General features: G+C 32.9%; 16 protein-coding genes. 15 read left to right on the top strand and 1 reads right to left on the bottom strand.

Translation table 11 applies throughout. The features are described 5' to 3' along the window. From J4O15_RS02055 to J4O15_RS02020, 8 genes are all read left to right on the top strand, one after another. Window positions 1-690, top strand: coding sequence for a glycosyltransferase family 2 protein (locus J4O15_RS02055; RefSeq protein WP_208099504.1), 690 nt, complete (start codon window positions 1-3; stop codon window positions 688-690). Between the two features lies 1 nt (window position 691). Next, entirely contained in the window at window positions 692-1054 is a 363-nt protein-coding gene (locus J4O15_RS02050) for a DUF2304 domain-containing protein (RefSeq protein ID WP_009221094.1), read from the top strand. A 1-nt stretch (window position 1055) separates the two neighbouring features. Next, window positions 1056-2480 carry an RNA-binding domain-containing protein gene (locus J4O15_RS02045; RefSeq protein WP_208099503.1) on the top strand — a complete coding sequence of 475 codons (1425 nt, stop codon included), beginning with the start codon at window positions 1056-1058 and terminating at the stop codon, window positions 2478-2480. A 358-nt stretch (window positions 2481-2838) separates the two neighbouring features. After that, window positions 2839-3795: a helix-turn-helix transcriptional regulator gene (locus J4O15_RS02040; RefSeq protein ID WP_208099502.1), complete on the top strand. Its 957-nt coding sequence runs from the start codon at window positions 2839-2841 to the stop codon at window positions 3793-3795. Continuing rightward, window positions 3792-4040, top strand: a complete 249-nt coding sequence (locus tag J4O15_RS02035; protein ID WP_208099501.1) for a hypothetical protein — start codon at window positions 3792-3794, stop codon at window positions 4038-4040. The genes J4O15_RS02040 and J4O15_RS02035 overlap by 4 nt, the downstream gene beginning before the upstream one ends. A gap of 141 nt (window positions 4041-4181) precedes the next feature. Continuing rightward, window positions 4182-6230, top strand: coding sequence for a dynamin family protein (locus J4O15_RS02030; RefSeq protein ID WP_208099500.1), 2049 nt, complete (start codon window positions 4182-4184; stop codon window positions 6228-6230). Further along, a complete protein-coding gene (locus tag J4O15_RS02025; protein WP_208099499.1) occupies window positions 6217-6831 on the top strand; it encodes a hypothetical protein in 615 nt (204 codons plus the stop codon). The genes J4O15_RS02030 and J4O15_RS02025 overlap by 14 nt, the downstream gene beginning before the upstream one ends. Beyond that, the gene (locus tag J4O15_RS02020; RefSeq protein ID WP_208099498.1) at window positions 6832-7392 is read left to right on the top strand and encodes a hypothetical protein; all 561 of its coding nucleotides are present in this window, start codon (window positions 6832-6834) and stop codon (window positions 7390-7392) included. Between the two features lie 103 nt (window positions 7393-7495). Here the strand turns inward: J4O15_RS02020 and J4O15_RS02015 are convergent, their stop codons facing one another. Further along, entirely contained in the window at window positions 7496-9073 is a 1578-nt protein-coding gene (locus J4O15_RS02015; RefSeq protein ID WP_208099497.1) for an IS1182 family transposase, read from the bottom strand. A 103-nt stretch (window positions 9074-9176) separates the two neighbouring features. On the opposite strand from J4O15_RS02015, the gene J4O15_RS02010 reads away from it, so the two are divergent. The 7 genes from J4O15_RS02010 (at window position 9177) to J4O15_RS01985 (ending at window position 16415) form a co-directional block, all read left to right on the top strand. Beyond that, window positions 9177-11837 (top strand): ATP-binding protein, encoded by a 2661-nt coding sequence (locus J4O15_RS02010; RefSeq protein ID WP_208099496.1) that lies wholly within the window; start codon window positions 9177-9179, stop codon window positions 11835-11837. Next, window positions 11837-12574 (top strand): HNH/ENDO VII family nuclease, encoded by a 738-nt coding sequence (locus J4O15_RS02005; RefSeq protein ID WP_208099495.1) that lies wholly within the window; start codon window positions 11837-11839, stop codon window positions 12572-12574. Before J4O15_RS02010 ends, J4O15_RS02005 begins: the two co-directional genes overlap by 1 nt. Further along, entirely contained in the window at window positions 12574-12978 is a 405-nt protein-coding gene (locus J4O15_RS02000) for an SMI1/KNR4 family protein (protein ID WP_208099494.1), read from the top strand. Before J4O15_RS02005 ends, J4O15_RS02000 begins: the two co-directional genes overlap by 1 nt. Window positions 12979-13153: 175 nt before the next feature. Beyond that, the gene (locus J4O15_RS01995; protein ID WP_243761927.1) at window positions 13154-13354 is read left to right on the top strand and encodes a hypothetical protein; all 201 of its coding nucleotides are present in this window, start codon (window positions 13154-13156) and stop codon (window positions 13352-13354) included. Window positions 13355-13592: 238 nt separating this feature from the next. Continuing rightward, window positions 13593-13721, top strand: coding sequence for an IS3 family transposase (locus J4O15_RS16515; protein WP_442911587.1), 129 nt, complete (start codon window positions 13593-13595; stop codon window positions 13719-13721). Between the two features lie 128 nt (window positions 13722-13849). After that, complete coding sequence (locus J4O15_RS01990; RefSeq protein WP_208099493.1) at window positions 13850-14053, top strand: hypothetical protein; 204 nt, start codon at window positions 13850-13852, stop codon at window positions 14051-14053. Window positions 14054-14345: 292 nt separating this feature from the next. Continuing rightward, window positions 14346-16415, top strand: a complete 2070-nt coding sequence (locus tag J4O15_RS01985; protein WP_208099492.1) for a KAP family P-loop NTPase fold protein — start codon at window positions 14346-14348, stop codon at window positions 16413-16415. Window positions 16416-17304 lie beyond the last annotated feature (889 nt).

Genomic DNA, 17304 nt, shown 5'->3' with positions numbered 1-17304 from the left:
ATGGCTGATACATTGGTGATAATACCGGCATTTAATGAAGAGAAGAATATAGTAAATGTAATAGAGAGGCTTACAAGTACATTAAATGATGTGGACTATGTGATTGTAAATGACGGTTCCATCGATAATACATCCAAAATCTGTAAGGAAAAAGCATTTAATATTATTGATTTGCCGGTCAATCTTGGGCTGGCGGGTGCTTTCCAAACCGGAATGAAATATGCTCATAAGCATGGCTATAAATACGCAGTACAATTTGACGGAGACGGACAGCACAGACCGGAGTATATACCTGATATGCGAAAAAAATGCGAAGAATGTGATATAGTCATAGTTTCAAGATTTGTCACTAAGAAAAAGCCCCTCACTCCAAGGATGCTGGGATCAAGACTTATAAGTCTTGCAATAAAACTAAGTACGGGTGCCACCATCCATGATCCCACATCAGGCATGAGAATGTACAATGAAAAGCTTATAACGGAATTTGCCTTAAGACTAAACTATGCCCCGGAGCCCGACACCATATCATATCTGATAAAACAAGGGGTGAAGGTATGTGAGATACAGGGTGAGATGGATGAAAGGGTGGCGGGAATAAGCTATCTTACTCCTATAAATGCCGCAAAATATATGTTCAGAATGTTATGCTCAATTATATTTATTCAAAGTTTTAGAGAGAAGAAAAGATAATATGACTGCTATACTAAGAATTGGTCTGATTTTAATATCAATAATGTCATTTTTTGTCATTATAAGAAAAATAAGAAAATCAAAAATAAGAATAGAGGACGGGCTCTTCTGGGTGGCATTTTCCATCATACTGATAGTCTTTGCCATATTCCCGAGAATTATATACTTCATATCGGATATGGTAGGAGCCAAATCCCCGGCAAATATAGTCTATCTTATAATAATAGGAATGCTGCTGGTAAAACTCTTCTTTATGAGCATACAGATTTCACTCCTGGAACATAAGGTGGTGAATCTGACTCAGGAGATGGCACTCAAGGAAAAAGAGGATGGGGAGAGAAGTAAATTGTCGGGAGTGAAATAAAATGAATAACACATTGATTTCAAAAATTAATGAGCTTAGACAATATGATACAGAACGTGAGTGGTTTGAGTTTAAAGAAAATTGGAATGATCCGAGAGAATTAGGAGAATATATATCTGCAATTTCAAATAGTGCCGCATATGAAGGTAAGGAATGTGGATATTTTATATGGGGGATTCATGATAAAACACATGAACCGATTGGAACTAAATTTGACCCAAATCAAGATGTAAAAGGAGAGCCGCTAAAGCACTTTTTAGCAAGACAAATATATCCTGATATTGATTTTCGTTTTGAGGAAGTCTATTTAGAAGATAAGAGAGTAATTGTATTGATTATTCCGGCAGCAAAGACAGTTCCTACTTCTTTTTTAGAAGTTAGATATATAAGAATCGGATCAAGCAAAGAAAAGCTTAGAAAGTATCCGGAAAAAGAATCTTTTTTATTTTCTATTCTGAGAAGCGGATTCCCAACAATAGAGAATACACCAAGTGAGTATCAAGAACTATCTTTTGAAAAGTTGATTATTTACTATGGAGCAAAGGGAATAAAGCTAAATATTGCACAATATAAAAAGAATTTAGGATTATACGCACCGGATGGCAAATATAATATTATGGCACAGTTGCTATCAGATAATTCTCATATTCCGGTTAGAGTAGCTATATTTTCCGGAAAAAGTAAAGCTGATAATATGTATTCAGTGCGAGAATTCGGATTTCAGTGCTTGTTATACACATTAGATGAAATATTAAGATATGGGGATGTATTAAATATTATACAGGCGGATGAGACAGATAGAATTGTTGAAAGAAAAGATGTCCCGCTGTTTGATAAGGATGCCTTTAGAGAAGCAATAATTAATGCATTTTTACATAACAAGTGGATAGAGATGAATGAACCTATGGTGACTATTTACTCTGATAGGATAGAAATTTTATCAAGGGGAACAATACCACAAGGGCAGACGGTAGAAGGCTTCTTTTTAGGTGAGTCCATTCCTGTTAATAAAAAATTATCTGAGATTTTTTTGCAACTGCATATCAGTGAGAAGACCGGTAGAGGCGTTCCTAAAATTACAGAGAAATATGGAAAAGAAGCATTTGAATTTAGAGAAAATTCTATTATAGTAAAAATTCCTTTTAATTGGATTAATACTATGTATGATAAAGAGGGTAATAAAGAGGGTAATAAAGAGGGTAATAAAGAGGGTAATAAAGGTGTCGAGTATTCATATTTAAATGAGACACAGAAAATTATACTACAAGAAATAAAAAACAATCCCAATATTACCAAGAAACAGATTCAAGAAAAAATTGGTAAAGGAAAGACGGCAGTAGATAGGGGAATTGCCAATTTGAAAGAAAAAGGATACATAGAACATATAGGCTCAAATAGAGCCGGGTATTGGAAAATACTTATATAAAATTGTTTCATTTTTCAATAAAACCCGGATAATTACTATATTAAAATGAGTAGAGGTTTTTGCCTATTAAGTGAATAAAAAAGAAGTTTATTATTACGTTTTCCTACAAAATTTCCGCAAAGGATGCTGCAAAAAGCTAATATAACTATAAGCAAGTTGGACACCATAAAAGGTGTCCTTTTTTCGTAAGAAAATAGCCGGAATCTTAATTTTATAGATGAAAAATATTAATAAATTTGTTATAATCAGGTGGTGTTACAAGTTTATTAATAATACACATGAAAATATATAATAAAATTTTTAAAATGACATATTTTGTCTATGTGAAATTGTATATTGGAGGCATAGGAGATGAGAAATGAAAAGTGAAGGGATGGATAAGTCAACACGATTGCTTAAGATATATTCAAAGCTCGTGAAGGGCTATATAGTAAATAAAAGTGAAGAAGCGGCAAACTTTAATGTGGATGAAAGAACCATACAAAGAGATATTGCTTCTATAAAAGAGTATATGGGTTCCGATATAACGAATAACGGTATTATAAATTCAATAATATATGATAAAGCTGCAGGGGGATATAGGGTGGAATCATCTTATACAGGAACTTTGTCAAACAGTGAGACATTGGCGGTGTGTAAAGTATTATTGGATAGCAGGGCATTTCCCAAGGATGAAATGAAAGGTATTCTTGATAAGCTTATAAGCTGCTGCGTACCTAAAGAGAACAGACAGCCGGTGAAAGAGCTGATAGGAAATGAAGAATATCATTATATAGAACTGAGACATAAAACCAACTTCCTTGAAACATTGTGGGATCTCGGTCAGGCAATAAGAAGCTGTAAATATGTGGAAATAGAATACAGGAGAACCAAAGATAAGGCGATTGTAAAAAGAAAAATAAAGCCTGTAGGAATAATGTTCTCAGAATACTACTTTTATATAACCGCATTTATAGATGACAAGGAAGTTCTGGAAAACTTTGATGTAATAAACGATGCCTTCCCCACAATATACCGGGTGGACAGAATTGTAAGTTACAAATTGCTTGAAGAGCGATTTAAAATGCCCTACAAAGACAGATTTGAAGAGGGCGAATTCAGAAAAAGAGTCCAGTTTATGTATGGCGGAAAGCTGAACAGAATCCGCTTTGAATATACCGGCACCGATGTGGATGCAATCCTAGACCGCCTACCCACAGCAAAGATAGAAAGCGAAAAGGATGGTAAGTATATTATTAAGGCAGAAGTGTTTGGAAAGGGGATTGATATGTGGCTAAGGAGCCAGGGGGAGAATGTGAGGGTGATAGGGGAATGAAAGATAATAATATTTTAATTAATATCGAGCGCGATATGGATAATTGCAAAAGGGATGTTGAGAGTAAGTTTAATGAAGAAAAAGACTACATAACTAGAATGCTAAAAAAATTTAGTGATGAGCAATGCGAAAAGATATGTGCATGTACGAATCCATCTTTGTGGGATTATAAGTCTGTTAGGATAAGCTCAACCATAGGTGCGATAAATTTAAGTGTTCTAGTTATTAGGCAGAATCAGTACTAAGTCATAATACTGACAGCCAAGATAGCTTACTAAGGTGGAGGAAAGTTTATTATTCAATCATAAGTATTTGGAGACTGAATTGATATGTGGCTTAGAGGCAAAATGGATAATTTTAAAATGATTTTATAAGGAGAAAGTGATATGATTTCTAAAGATTACAAACAAAACAAAGAACAAGTGCTAGCTTTATATGATGAGTATGTGAATACATGTAAAGCATCTGGTAAAAAAGTTGATGACAGTATTTCTGAACAAGCAAAAAAAATAAGAAATGAAATCTTCAACTTAATGATTCTAGGTGAAGCTAAGAGTGGAAAATCAACTTTTATTAATGCATATCTTGGTAAAGAAGTTGTACCTATGGATGTTAGGCAGTGTACAAGTGCCATAATAAAGATTCGTAAAGGAGATAAATTTGAATTGACAGCTAAAACTGCTGGTGGAGGGAAAACGACAGTAGTGGGGTATGATAAAATCAAGGCTTTTCTTAAAGACCATGCTGCAATTTCAGATAAATACCGTAATATTCCTATAACAACAATCAATAATGAATTATTGATAAAATATCATGGTAAAGAGATTTCTAATCAGATTATGACATCTTTTCTTGAGGAAGAAGCAAAGGATAATATCTTCAATATGAACAGTGATGAATACAATAACTTAATTCGTGATTATGTAAGAGAAAATACGGCTTCATGGGCAAAGATTATTACTGAAATGGAAATAACATATCAGTTACCGGATGAGATGCAAGGAATTACTATTATAGATAGCCCTGGTGTTGGAGCTGGAGGAAATGTAGGCAAGATAGCAGAAGATTATATTGCACATGCAAATGCTATTATTTTTGTTAAATCCTTAAATGGACAGGCTTTGGAGTCATCTTCGTTTATGAATTTCTTGAGAAATAATTGTACTAATAGAAAAAAAGAATCTTTGTTTTTAGTACTTACTGGTAAATCAAATTTACAGGGTTCTGAATTTACCAGTTTAAAAGAACAAGCTATTGAAATGTATAGACAAGATATTAAAGAAGAGAAGATTATTTGCGTTGATAGTAAAATGCAACTTTTCTTAAACAAGTGTCGTGAGTTAAATACCGAAGAAAAAATAGATAAGTTCTTTGATACATTAGATGAGGCTGGAGATGACTTCGCTCCTGCAAGTAAGTGTTGGCTAAAGTCAAAAGGTGATATTGCAAGGTTTGATGATAAAATGGAGGAAATGTCAAACTTCAGAAGTGTACATTACGCTTTAGAAAAGTTTGCACGAGTAGCTAATTATATTCAGCTAATTGAGTTTTTGGAGAATTTAGAGAGGGAATACACAAGATACAAGGGAATGTTTTCAGATGCACTTAAGGTTGCAAAGGAGAATATAGATGATCCAATTGCATTAGAGGATAGAATTACACAAAAGAAAAAGGAGATAGCGGATGTATATTTAAAGATAAGTCAGGGTATTGCGGATATTTACAAGCGCTATACAGACAATATTAATAGCGAAGGGATTATAATGTCAGAGGCAGCAGTAAAGCAAGATAATTATGAGGAGCAGTTGGAAAATTTTCGGAATCTCCCTGAAAGTAAAATAGACGAAAATACATTTGCAAGTATGAAAAAAGTAACATTAGATGCAATTGATGATACAAAGGATTTTCGAAGAAAGATGGCAGACAGGGTTATTGTGGAGTGTAATGAGAAATTGATTCAATATACAAATGATTATTCAAAAATTCCAACAGAAGCATATATACCGAATTTTACAGAAACAGATTTTGATAATATTGATTTGGCTGCCAAAGAAAAGACATCAGGATATGATTTGGTTGAAAAAGGAGTTACATTCCTTAAAACTGAGGAAAAGGTTCCATATCATCATCTTAAAAAGCATGTAGGATTAGTAGCTGATAGCATTCATGACAGACTAAATAATGATATTATTCCAACAATGATTGATAATGTGGTTACCTATGTTACAAATAGTTGTGATACATATAAGGAAAAATTAACAGAACATAAAAGGGAACTAGAGGCAGAGTATCAGAAGCTGTTGGAGGATAAAAACAGCAATGAAAAAAGACGTAAAAGTGTTGAGGACTTGGAGAAAAAAGTAGAATTGGTTTATAAAGGCTTAACTCAGATTACTGAATTGAAAGGAGAGTTGACAAATTATGTTGCAGATTGATGAAAATGCAAAGATTGAGCAATATATAAATAAAATCAGTGAAGGTATCTACCAAGAGGCTAAGAAGTTTATTCAAAGTGGAATGTCTGATCAGCAAATAATAGATAAGGTCATAAGCATAGCGGTAAAAAAGTTTACTCCTGAGAGTAAAATGGTTATGTCCAGTGTGTATAACATGATGATGGAACATACATTGGCTAATCCAATTTTTCAAAATGCACAAAATAAAGCCGTATTCTATGAGAGAGATATTTTGAAAGAGTTAAATTCAAAATTTCTGTTTGATGTACCTAAGTATATTGATTATGAGGAAAGTAAAGCAGAGATTAAAAAATGGATTGCAGCCGGAGTGATTGTAATTGTTGGAGGAATTATTAGTATTCCAACTAATAATTTAATTCCTATAGAAATAGCAATTATTGTTGCTGGAGTGATGTTGTTTATACTTAATGATTTGGGTAAAAAGACCAAGCATGACATTAGTAAATTAATAAAAGAGTATTTACATGATGTCAAAAAAATGATGATGGAGTGGTTAAATACAGTACAAGTGTATTATGATGAGTGTGTATATGAATTGGAAAAGGAGTTAACGAGATAAATGGCGGAACTTTTGGTAATTGAAAAAGAGAAATTAGAAATATTTCAAAAAGATACTGAAAAGTTGGGTCAGTCAACATCAGATTTTATTACCAGCTTTTATCCTTACTATGGTGTGAATAATGAATTAGCTGTCAAAACTCCACAAGAAAATTCGCTTGAGTTATTGAATAACTTTACATTTTATGAGATATGTGAATGTACAATATATGATGTTGAAAATAGAATGGATTATTTTACTGAAAAAATGCAGAAACTGTTTATCGCAGCATATTCTATAAAACAAGCAGTATGTTACGGAATAGTAAGTAACAACGGTAAAACCTCACTTGTGATTGGAGTAGATCCAAAATCAAATGATACGACTATCAAGACTATTTTAGAAGGTTTGTTACCGGGCGTTAAAATTGAACTATATACACAGAGATTTATCAATTCTCAAAGTGATGAAAAAGATGAGACTAAAGATAAAGATAGATATGTTGGGTGTGTTTGTGGAGTTCCGTCATTAAAAGTAGATGGTCAACTTCAGAATAAGGGGGCTGTGAAAAAACTCGATTGAGTTTTTTCACAGCTCCCTTTTTGCACTTATTGTTTATAAATGACTGAAATCATACGCAAAAAAGACGCACTTCCCCTACCCCATAGAAATTCTTTTTTTGAATCTATGCGGCAGTTCTGTTTCTCATCTTTTTTTTCTGATATTTATATAAATTATGGCCTATCGCCACGAGTAAAACTTCCAGTTTGACTGAATGAATACCTCTTCGGACAATTCTCTTGTACCAACGGTCATTTTTCATAATTCCGAAAGTGCCTTCTGCTTGTATCGAACGGTTCATTCGTAATAACGCACCATGGATACTTTCTAGGTTTTCGATTACTTCCTGATGCATAGAAGTTAGTTCCTGATTGATCCGAACGGTTCGATTCTTATCTGTCTTCTTACATTTCTTTGCATATGGACATCCACTACAGTCTTCGCATTCATACAATTCTTCTTTGCGTCCGTACTGATTTCCTCTCACATTTTTTCTGTATAAAAAATGGAATGATTTATCATTAGGGCATCTCATGAATCCTTGCTCATCAATTCTGAAGTTAACTGCACGAAAAGGATCTTCATGATATTTCTTATCCTTAGTTTCCTTTTTAAACATTGGAAATTTCATATACTTTTCAATTCCGTTCTGTTCACAGAAAATATAATTGTTGTATGAGCCATATCCGGCATCTGCAACAGGATACTTGGGATAGAATCCATAAGTTTGTTTGAAGTGCTCCATCAAAGGAACAAAACAATCCATATCCGAACGATACTGATTCACGTCAACAACTGCAATATATTCATCTGCTACACCAATCTGTACATTATATGCCGGCAGAAGTTGATCATTGCCCATGTAATCCGTTTTGATACGCATAAAGGTGGCTGAGTTATCTGTTTTAGAGTAACTGTTTCGGTTAGGACCACAGATTTCTATTCTTTGTATGTATTCTTGAAGTTTCTGACAGAAAGTAGTCAAGTGTTCATAATGACGCTGTTCTTTGGATTTACGCTTTCCACTTCCGTAAACAAATGTACTTGTATCCAGTTCCCACAAAAGTACCAACTGCTCAACGATTTCATTCAGATAATCCGGTACATACTCTGTGTTTGTTGTGATCTGCACCCCGCTCCATGCGATTTCTGCATTAATTTCCCCAATCTCCGCGGTGATTTTTTCGTAAAGCTTGTAACGGAACTTTTCGGTAGCCTTCTTCCATACCCAGGTATACTTGTTTGCGTTTGCTTCAAACTTGGAGCCGTCGATGTAGATATGTTGCAGATCCACATGCTCTTCGTTAAAGATAGCATGATTGATGTCATTAAAAATGTTTTCAATCTTATCTTGAAGTATTTCATTGATGAAATATCCAAAGGTTCTGTATGACGGAGTCTGGTGATCCATGAGATACATGAACCTGATATTAACTTTACAGTTGTCTTCCAGTTCTCTCAGAGAGCAGTAACCGCTAGTCATAAATCCGAAAAGTACTGTTTTTAACATGTTGACCGGATTATATCTGAATCGTCCGGTTGTGTACTCCGGAATATCCGTCAGATACTTGTTTAAATCGATTCCTCCCATCAATCTGTCAAATGTTAAAACAGGATCCAGCAGATTCAAACAATCTGAAAGAAACAGTGGTAAATATCCTTGTTTTGTATTACAATAATTGTTGTGTAAAGTTTTTGTCATAAGTTAATTTTACCACAAAAATAGGACCTTTCGCATGAACGAATGGTCCTATTTCTTTTAGGGACTTATTTCACAGCCCCTTAATGGACAGAACTATACAATAATGGTTTTGTGCAAGCCGGTTGATGAGTATAGTATTCAAGAAAAGATAAATCAAGCTATAAGGATTCAGGATGATTGCTTTGCAATATCAAAGAGAACACTCTCTTTACAAAGTGGTAATTCAGAAGGGAATACTCATACTGACACATTTAATGAGACTAAAGGAACAAACAAAAATAAAGGAAGTGGAGCTAATCTTTCCGGTGCTATTCCGGGAATGCTATTAGGTGCAAAAATTGGTTCAGTTGCAGGTATGCCCGTTCCAATAATAGGTAATGCACTTGGATTAGTTGGAGGAGGTTTAATTGGTCTTGTAGTAGGTCAACAGCTGAACTTTAGTAAGAATAGCTCAAAAGGAACTACATATAGTATTTCTAAGGGATATAGTGACGCAGTAACAAAAACAATTAGTGAAAGTGAATCTATTTCTGGAGATATTCAAAATGGATTTGCTCTTGAACTGATGAAGATGGCAGAGTCTATGACCGAACGTTTAAAAGTTGGTAGAAGCATAGGAATGTGGGAATCAATAGTTACATATTCATCTGACAGTAAAATTGCAAGTGATGTTATTCAAGGAAGTTTATACAGTGAAATTGCATCAGGTATTCCAGAAGTCCTTCCGCCGGTAGTTTTTTCATACAAGGATACTTGTATAGGAGACAATTTACCAACCACCAAAATTCATAATCAGCAATTAATGATTCCAAAAGGTTTTTTTGATGGTAATGGACAGAGTCCATTATGTAGTCTGGTAACGTCAGAAGAATTGTGTGGTATTTGCACAATTCCGGTTGATAATACGGTTGGATTTGAAATAAAGGAATCAAGAAATTATTCATTAAATTACTCATTAAAGGCTAATGATAAAGAACTGGGCTATGTATGTGAATATGATAGGCCGCTTAAGAATATGCCATTTGGATTAAGTGAATATGATCTTAATAAACATACATTTGTATGTGGAATTACAGGAAGTGGTAAAACTAATACGGTAAAGAAAATTTTGGAATCAGTAGAAAAACCATTTATGATTATTGAACCTGCAAAAAAGGAATACCGTAATATTAAAAAGAGTAATACTAATGTATATACTCTGGGACGTTTGGAAATTAATTGTTTAAAGATAAATCCGTTTTATATATTGCCTGGGATTAGCCCACAGCAACACATTGATATGCTTAAGGATTTGTTTAGTGCTTCTTTTGCTTTCTATGGTCCAATGCCATATATATTGGAAAAGTGTATTTACAATATATACAATAATCGAGGATGGAATTTAACCCTTGGATTTCACCCATGTCTTGTTGATTCAAAGAATAAACAGAACTTGTTTGAAGAAAGCAAGATGAAGGAATACTATAATATGTCAGCTCATAAATATGTATTTCCTACTATGCAAAACTTGAAGGATGAAATAGACAGATACATTGAAAAGGAGATGACATATGAAGGAGAAATAAAGGGAAATATTCGTGGTGCAATGAAAGCCAGAATAGACAGCCTTTGCGTTGGCTCAAAGGGATATATGTTCAATACACATGATATGGTGGATATGGGGAAACTTCTAGAAACTAATTCTGTACTGGAACTTGAAGGCTTAGCGGATGATGCAGATAAAGCATTTGCTTTGGGACTATTAATCATGTATGTGAATGAGTATAGACAAGTGCAAAAAGAAGTCAGTGGGGTAAAAGGATTAAAACATTTGTTAGTTATTGAAGAAGCACATAGATTATTAAAAAATACTTCAATAGAAAATAATGAAGATATTGGAAATCCAAAGGGTAAGGCAGTAGATCATTTTACAAATATGCTTGCTGAGATGCGTTCATATGGGCAGGGAGTAATTGTTGCAGAACAGATACCAAGCAAACTTGCACCTGATGTAATAAAGAATTCATCAAATAAAATTGTGCATCGAATTGTTGCGAAGGATGATCAAGAAAACATTGCAAATACAATTGGAATATATATGGAAGATGCAATTTCCTTGGGAAATAGTAAAGTGGGATACGCATTATGCCATAAAGAAGGAATGGCACAACCGGTCATTGTTAAGATTGATGAAGTTGGAAGTAATCAGATATCTGATGTTAATCTTTACAATAAAGACATTGATAGGAAGATGCTACAAATCAATCAAAGCATAGTGAACAACCAGCTGTCAAAAGAAATGGCTACATGGTCGGTAAAAGCACTTGTAAGTCTGCTGTTTGAAGCGAAACAAAAAGATATATATGATGGATTAGAGGTTGCTTATGAGCAGATAAGCCATTCTGCAATTCTTAAATCTATTACAATGATTCCGGGAGTGGACAAGAAAAAATGTATAATGAAATCTATTGCTCAAAAAATTATTTCATTAATGATTTATGGAGTATTTAGCAACAATAAATTGCCAAGCGATAATCTGGTTGCATTAATTGAGAGTACTATTCAGAATCCAACAGAAACTAAACTAAAAGAGTTGCAGATGGAACTCGAAAAATTCTATAGAAAGAAACCATCGAAGAAAGTTGTTGAAACAGTTGCTGGACTTTATGTGGGTGAGTTTGTTGATAAAATTAATATTACAAATGCTGTTAATGATTTTTGTCTTGTTAAGAATATGGTATTTGTAAATGAAGTCTTAAGTTACTTGAACGAGAGGGTGAAGTGATGCCAGTTTTAGAATCAATTGTTGTAGGTGCTGAAAAAGCAGGTGAGATGGCTGTCGAGGTGGCCAAAAAGAGTGTTGAGGTTGCGAAAGAAGTGGCTCAAAAAAGCATTGAAATAGCAAAGAACCAAGTAGAAAATGTAAAGAATGCAGGAGATGCTGTTAAGAGTAAATTGGATGATATAGAGAATTTAACTCCTGAACAATTAAGAGAGAAAGTCGACAGTAAGGGAGATGTAGTTGAAAACGATGATACTTCAGAAGTAAATAAATTAGATGAATATAGTGATGTTAAAGAAAGTCTTACAGATGAAGAAATAGCTAAAATAAAGGAAGAAACAGGGTGGTCAGATGAGATAATTGATTCCATTGGTTCTGTGAAGGAATATGAAATTTATAGATGTGCCGGTTTGCAAGAAGATGAAATTGGAGGAAAGAAATGCCTAATTCGAAGTGATATTGATTGGGAGCAGAAAGATGCTATGGGACGAACAAATAAGGAACGGGCAGAGCAAGGTTTATCACCAATTAATAAAGAAGGAAAGGTGATTGAACTTCACCATATTGGACAGCATGCAGATAGTCCGCTTGCAGAACTTAACCCAGATGAACATAGGGGGAAAGGGAATGACGCAATACTTCATGATAAAACAAAAGAATCTGAAATAGATAGGCAGGTTTTTGCCGGAGAAAGGAGTTCTCATTGGGAGGCAAGAGCAAATGACGGAGGTAATTTATAATGAAAAGTATCATTGAAAAGATTAAGAAGATTGATAAACTCTATCATGCGAAAGGATGCAATACAAGTCAATTAAAAGAGGCTCAAAATGAATTGGGCTTGGAATTTCCAGAAGAGTTTATTGATTATGTGAAGGAGTATGGGGCTATAAGCTTTTATGGAACTGAATGGACAGGACTCAATGTTGAAGGCTATTTGAATGTCGTTGAAGCAACAAAACAGGAAAGAGGACTAAATTCGGAATTTCCAACAGATTGCTTTGTTTTAGAGAATCAGGCAATCGATGGATTAATAACTGCTGTTAACAATAGTGGAAATGTTTTCACAATTCAGTATGACAAGAAAATTCATTTATGTGATTCTATTTCAGAGTATTTAGATATTTGCATTGCACGTAAAAAGTGATTTGCTTTTTGATAATATATTTTATTTAGCTGAGCGGTAAGCACTAAAATAAGTAAGCATAACTAAAAAAGCCACAGAATCGGAAATCAACATTTTAATTCTGGAGTGCTATCATTTAAGAGCAGTCGATAAACTCACTATAATATACTACAGTTAAGTAGTGGAGGTGAGAATTATGCAATACGATAAAACATTCAAAGAAAAGGCTGTTCGTCTTTCTGATGAAATAGGACTAAAAATGCTGCAGCACAACTTGGTGTTTCTTATTACACCCTATCCGGATGGCGTAACAAACGCAATAAATACGGACAGAATGCTTTTCCCAGAAGTAGTTATAAATCTGTTCCGGGAGATATTAAAGAGCAACGCATCCTAGACCTTAAAAAAGAAAATGCAGAACAAAAACGTTCAAATGAAATACTTCAGAAAGTACTGGTTTTTTCGCTACACGCCGAAAGAAGTAAGAGCTCGCAATAGGTTTCTATTTATACATGAACACGATGGTCGATGGTCATAAAAGCTATATGCAAAGTGCTCTGTGTCGGTGAAACAGATTATTACAAGTTTAGAAGAAATCTTGAAAACTCGGTAGGGATTCTGTTCTTTCGGCGATATTGCCTCCATATAATTATAATTATGGTGTACCTCGTATACAATTTGCTTTATCCCAAAGGGGATTTAAAGCCGGTATACACCTTATAACCCGCATAATGCGTGAAAATAGATGGGCTTCTGAAGCCTAATCGTAAACCAAAGGGAATGACTCATTCAAAGATGCTTACCGACATAAGCTGGATTCAGTGTATGTATGGAAGACTTTATATTTCACCAATCATGGACTGTTACAATGGAGAAATTTTTGTCTCTCGAAATGAGAGACAACATTAAAAAGGAACTCTGCATTGATACATTTATAAATGTAATAAAACGCTATGATATCCATTGTGGTATATTGCACTCGGATCGAGGCAGTCAGTATACCGGTGAAGAGTTTCTGATTTTAGTTTTTCTATTGCTTTCAAGTGATAAGGTGTTTACAATACTTATAAAGGGTTCATTTGTGTATTTTTATTAAGTTTTAACACCTTAAATTCACCCCAAATGACTATTTTTTAATTTACTTGATAAGTAAACGGAAATATTTAATTAAAATATAGTAATTATGTGGATTTTAGCCACTTTCACAGATGTGCTGTGAATAATCTAGGATTAATATTACGCAATATGACTATTATTTTTAGGGGGATAAAGAGAGAAATGATAGTCCTTTCTTTGTTTGTAGTTGCTTTAAGTTTCTAAAATACTATTGTTTGGAATTATTTAGTAAGAAATTTTAAATATAATTTTGTAAAAAATGGAGGAGTACAATGAACTATTATACAGATTGCCCAATTGATAAATGTGAAGAAGATTTGCTTAGCAGGCGAGAGTTTTCGCGAAATTTAAGCAGTTCTATATATAACTACGAGTATGATGAAGGATTAGTTATAGGATTGTTTGGTAAGTGGGGATCTGGGAAGACATCTGTAATTAATATGGTTACAGAAGAATTAAAGCAAATAGTAGTAGGAGAAGAAAATAGGAATAAAAAGAAGCCAATTATAGTTAACTTTAATCCATGGAATTATCCAAAACATGGTGATTTGATGATGCTCTTTTTGCATAATTTAAGATCAAGAATATGTAAAGAGGAAGGTATTACAAAAAAGAAAATGGGTGAAATTATGAGTGAATATACGGAAGCATTGGAATTATGCACATTAGTACCTATAATTGGATCAGCATTAACTCCTGTTTTAAAAGTATTATTTGGGAATTTGGGTAAGAAATTAAAAAATAATAAAGAGTTAAATGAAATAAGAAAGCAAATTGAAGATGAATTAAAAGCTCAGGGACAAACAATAGTTGTTGTAATAGATGATATAGATAGGTTAACTAATACTCAAATAATAGATATTCTACATTTGGTTAAAAGTGTTGCAGATTTTCCTAGGATAATTTATATATTGTCTATGGATAGAGATATTGTCGCTGATGCACTTACTTCAGAATTGCATGTAGATGGAAATAGATACTTGGAGAAGATTGTACAAGTTCAATTTAATATTCCTGAAGTTGGTCATGGTATATTAGAAAATATTATGAAAGAAAAGCTAATAGCTGATGTAAAGGTTATTTCGAGAGAGGTTGAAATTGATAATGCATATCTATCAAAGATATTAGATTGTGTGGTATATCCGTACATTCATACTATACGAGATGTAAACAGATTGTTAAATACATTTCGTTTTAAATATGGTGCGTTATATAAAGAAACCTCATTGGAAGATATGATAGGCATTACCACAATTGAATTATTTGAACCTAAGTTGTATCATTGGATTTATAATAATGGAGATATTCTTTGCAATGAGTATAAATATGATGAGGAGTATAAATCAGCTGAGGAATATGAGACATGGTTCCAAAAAATTGGAATAGATGGAAAAAGAGCAATAGAAATTCTTTATGCTATGTTTCCAGCTTTTGTAGAGAAGGTAAATAACAAAGATAATATTAGGGAATCAAAGAAAGAAAAAATTGTAAGGAATATGAGGATATCTTATTCAGAAAGATTTGAATTATATTTTTGCTTGAATATAGATAGAATTGATATTCCTTTGAGAAGTGATATTAATAAATTTTTGAATATATTAGAATATTCTGATATGAAAAAAATGATATATAATAATGTAAATCAACAAAATTTAAGACCTTTTATAGAAGAAATAAAATACCTGATTGCTTATGTTGAAAATACTCGTAGCAGTGTAGTTCTTAACTGTCTATTTATTTTAAAAACAAAATATACTGATATTGTATCAGAAAACACAATGGATCCTTGTATTGTTAAATTAATAAAAAAAATGATAAAGGCTACTGAATGGAAAGCATTGTTGAGTGATATTATTCATAATGCGGAATTAATGGAGTTGGGTGAAGTAGCATACTGGATTGAACAGATAGACAAAGATTATAAAGGTAATAAAAGTAAGTTTTTTGAAGGTTTAGAAAGCAATATTATGGAAGAGGATTTAAATGAGATTTACAAAAAGTATGTAAATAGATTTTGTGATGTTATTAAAGACGAGTCAGTGTTAAATGTTTTAGACATGTATAAGTTTTGCAATTCGTTTGATTTGTTGAAAAAGTTCAATATTGAAGAGGCAGATAAATATAAAGAAAAGATATGGAAGGATGATATACAGGTACTAAAATTTATATGTAAAATAGCAGCAATAGAAATAGGAAATGAATGGATATTTAGTGAACCAAACTATATAAAGTATATATCTAAAGATGAAATTGGATATAAAATTAGAGAAAATAAAACTAGATTTGATGAATTTACAGACTTAGAAAGGAAACAGTTAAATTCATTTGAATTAGGTGAATGATGTGTTAACATAAAAAGTTTTGAAAAAAATGATTGAATATTCTTGGGACCATCGGGAAGTAAGTAATTTTACTTCCCATAGCACAAAATAGAAATATCCTGACAAATTTTTAGTTGCTCTATTTTATTTATGGGGAGAACAAAGAAATTTAAGGAGAAGAAAATAGCAATAAGAGGTTGATCATAGTGTCTATAATATTGATGGCAGTGGGATTATTTGCGTATTTTAACATAGAAAAATTTTGTTGGGCTGTATTCATTATTGGTTGTATAGTATATAGTGGCGATGGTATTAATTATGTAAAGAAAAAGCTGGACTAAAACTATAAAGAAAGATATGAGTCGACTAAAGCTGCGGCAGTTTTGATATGTCTTATGATACATACATTTTTCTTTTACAGTAAACTTTGTAACTCTTTTTTCGGTTTCGGGGTCAATTTATTTAAAGCTGTAATTAAAGCTATCGATACACGATTTAAGACGAAAAGATATATCCTCATTCGTCAGTGTAATTAGAAAAGACATTTGTATCATTCTCAAGTAGAATCCATTTATTATCTTTATATCCATAATATTAAGATAATTTACGAGTTGAAAGAAAGCAAAAAATAATATAAAATAAAGAAAAATGTTATTTACTAATATATATCCTAATAGGATTTGTAAATTTCTGAATGGAGGGATTTTTCCCAAAGTTACAGTGACGGTTTTAAAAGATAACTTTTTGTTTGACTTATAGATATAAGGAGTATAGGAGCGGTAAAAGCAGAGAGGGTATAGTTTCTCTCTTTTTTTGAGAGAAATGATATTTTCTAATACAATGACAAAACATGTCCAGTTAAGAGTGTATAGTGAAGGCATAAGGAGATGATACATATGAAAGAGTGCAA

The organism is Lachnoanaerobaculum sp. Marseille-Q4761, from assembly GCF_017565785.1.
Taxonomy (GTDB): Bacteria; Bacillota; Clostridia; order Lachnospirales; family Lachnospiraceae; genus Lachnoanaerobaculum.
This window is presented reverse-complemented; position numbering and strand designations above follow the sequence as displayed.

What these genes read in the sequence shown, in the direction of transcription:
- J4O15_RS02055 (WP_208099504.1), top strand. Translation starts at nt 1, where the DNA reads ATGGCTGATACATTGGTGATAATACCGGCATTTAATGAAGAGAAGAAT.
- J4O15_RS02050 (WP_009221094.1), top strand. Translation starts at nt 692, where the DNA reads ATGACTGCTATACTAAGAATTGGTCTGATTTTAATATCAATAATGTCA.
- J4O15_RS02045 (WP_208099503.1), top strand. Translation starts at nt 1,056, where the DNA reads ATGAATAACACATTGATTTCAAAAATTAATGAGCTTAGACAATATGAT.
- J4O15_RS02040 (WP_208099502.1), top strand. Translation starts at nt 2,839, where the DNA reads ATGAAAAGTGAAGGGATGGATAAGTCAACACGATTGCTTAAGATATAT.
- J4O15_RS02035 (WP_208099501.1), top strand. Translation starts at nt 3,792, where the DNA reads ATGAAAGATAATAATATTTTAATTAATATCGAGCGCGATATGGATAAT.
- J4O15_RS02030 (WP_208099500.1), top strand. Translation starts at nt 4,182, where the DNA reads ATGATTTCTAAAGATTACAAACAAAACAAAGAACAAGTGCTAGCTTTA.
- J4O15_RS02025 (WP_208099499.1), top strand. Translation starts at nt 6,217, where the DNA reads ATGTTGCAGATTGATGAAAATGCAAAGATTGAGCAATATATAAATAAA.
- J4O15_RS02020 (WP_208099498.1), top strand. Translation starts at nt 6,832, where the DNA reads ATGGCGGAACTTTTGGTAATTGAAAAAGAGAAATTAGAAATATTTCAA.
- J4O15_RS02015 (WP_208099497.1), bottom strand. Translation starts at nt 9,073, where the DNA reads ATGACAAAAACTTTACACAACAATTATTGTAATACAAAACAAGGATAT.
- J4O15_RS02010 (WP_208099496.1), top strand. Translation starts at nt 9,177, where the DNA reads ATGGTTTTGTGCAAGCCGGTTGATGAGTATAGTATTCAAGAAAAGATA.
- J4O15_RS02005 (WP_208099495.1), top strand. Translation starts at nt 11,837, where the DNA reads ATGCCAGTTTTAGAATCAATTGTTGTAGGTGCTGAAAAAGCAGGTGAG.
- J4O15_RS02000 (WP_208099494.1), top strand. Translation starts at nt 12,574, where the DNA reads ATGAAAAGTATCATTGAAAAGATTAAGAAGATTGATAAACTCTATCAT.
- J4O15_RS01995 (WP_243761927.1), top strand. Translation starts at nt 13,154, where the DNA reads ATGCAATACGATAAAACATTCAAAGAAAAGGCTGTTCGTCTTTCTGAT.
- J4O15_RS01990 (WP_208099493.1), top strand. Translation starts at nt 13,850, where the DNA reads ATGAGAGACAACATTAAAAAGGAACTCTGCATTGATACATTTATAAAT.
- J4O15_RS01985 (WP_208099492.1), top strand. Translation starts at nt 14,346, where the DNA reads ATGAACTATTATACAGATTGCCCAATTGATAAATGTGAAGAAGATTTG.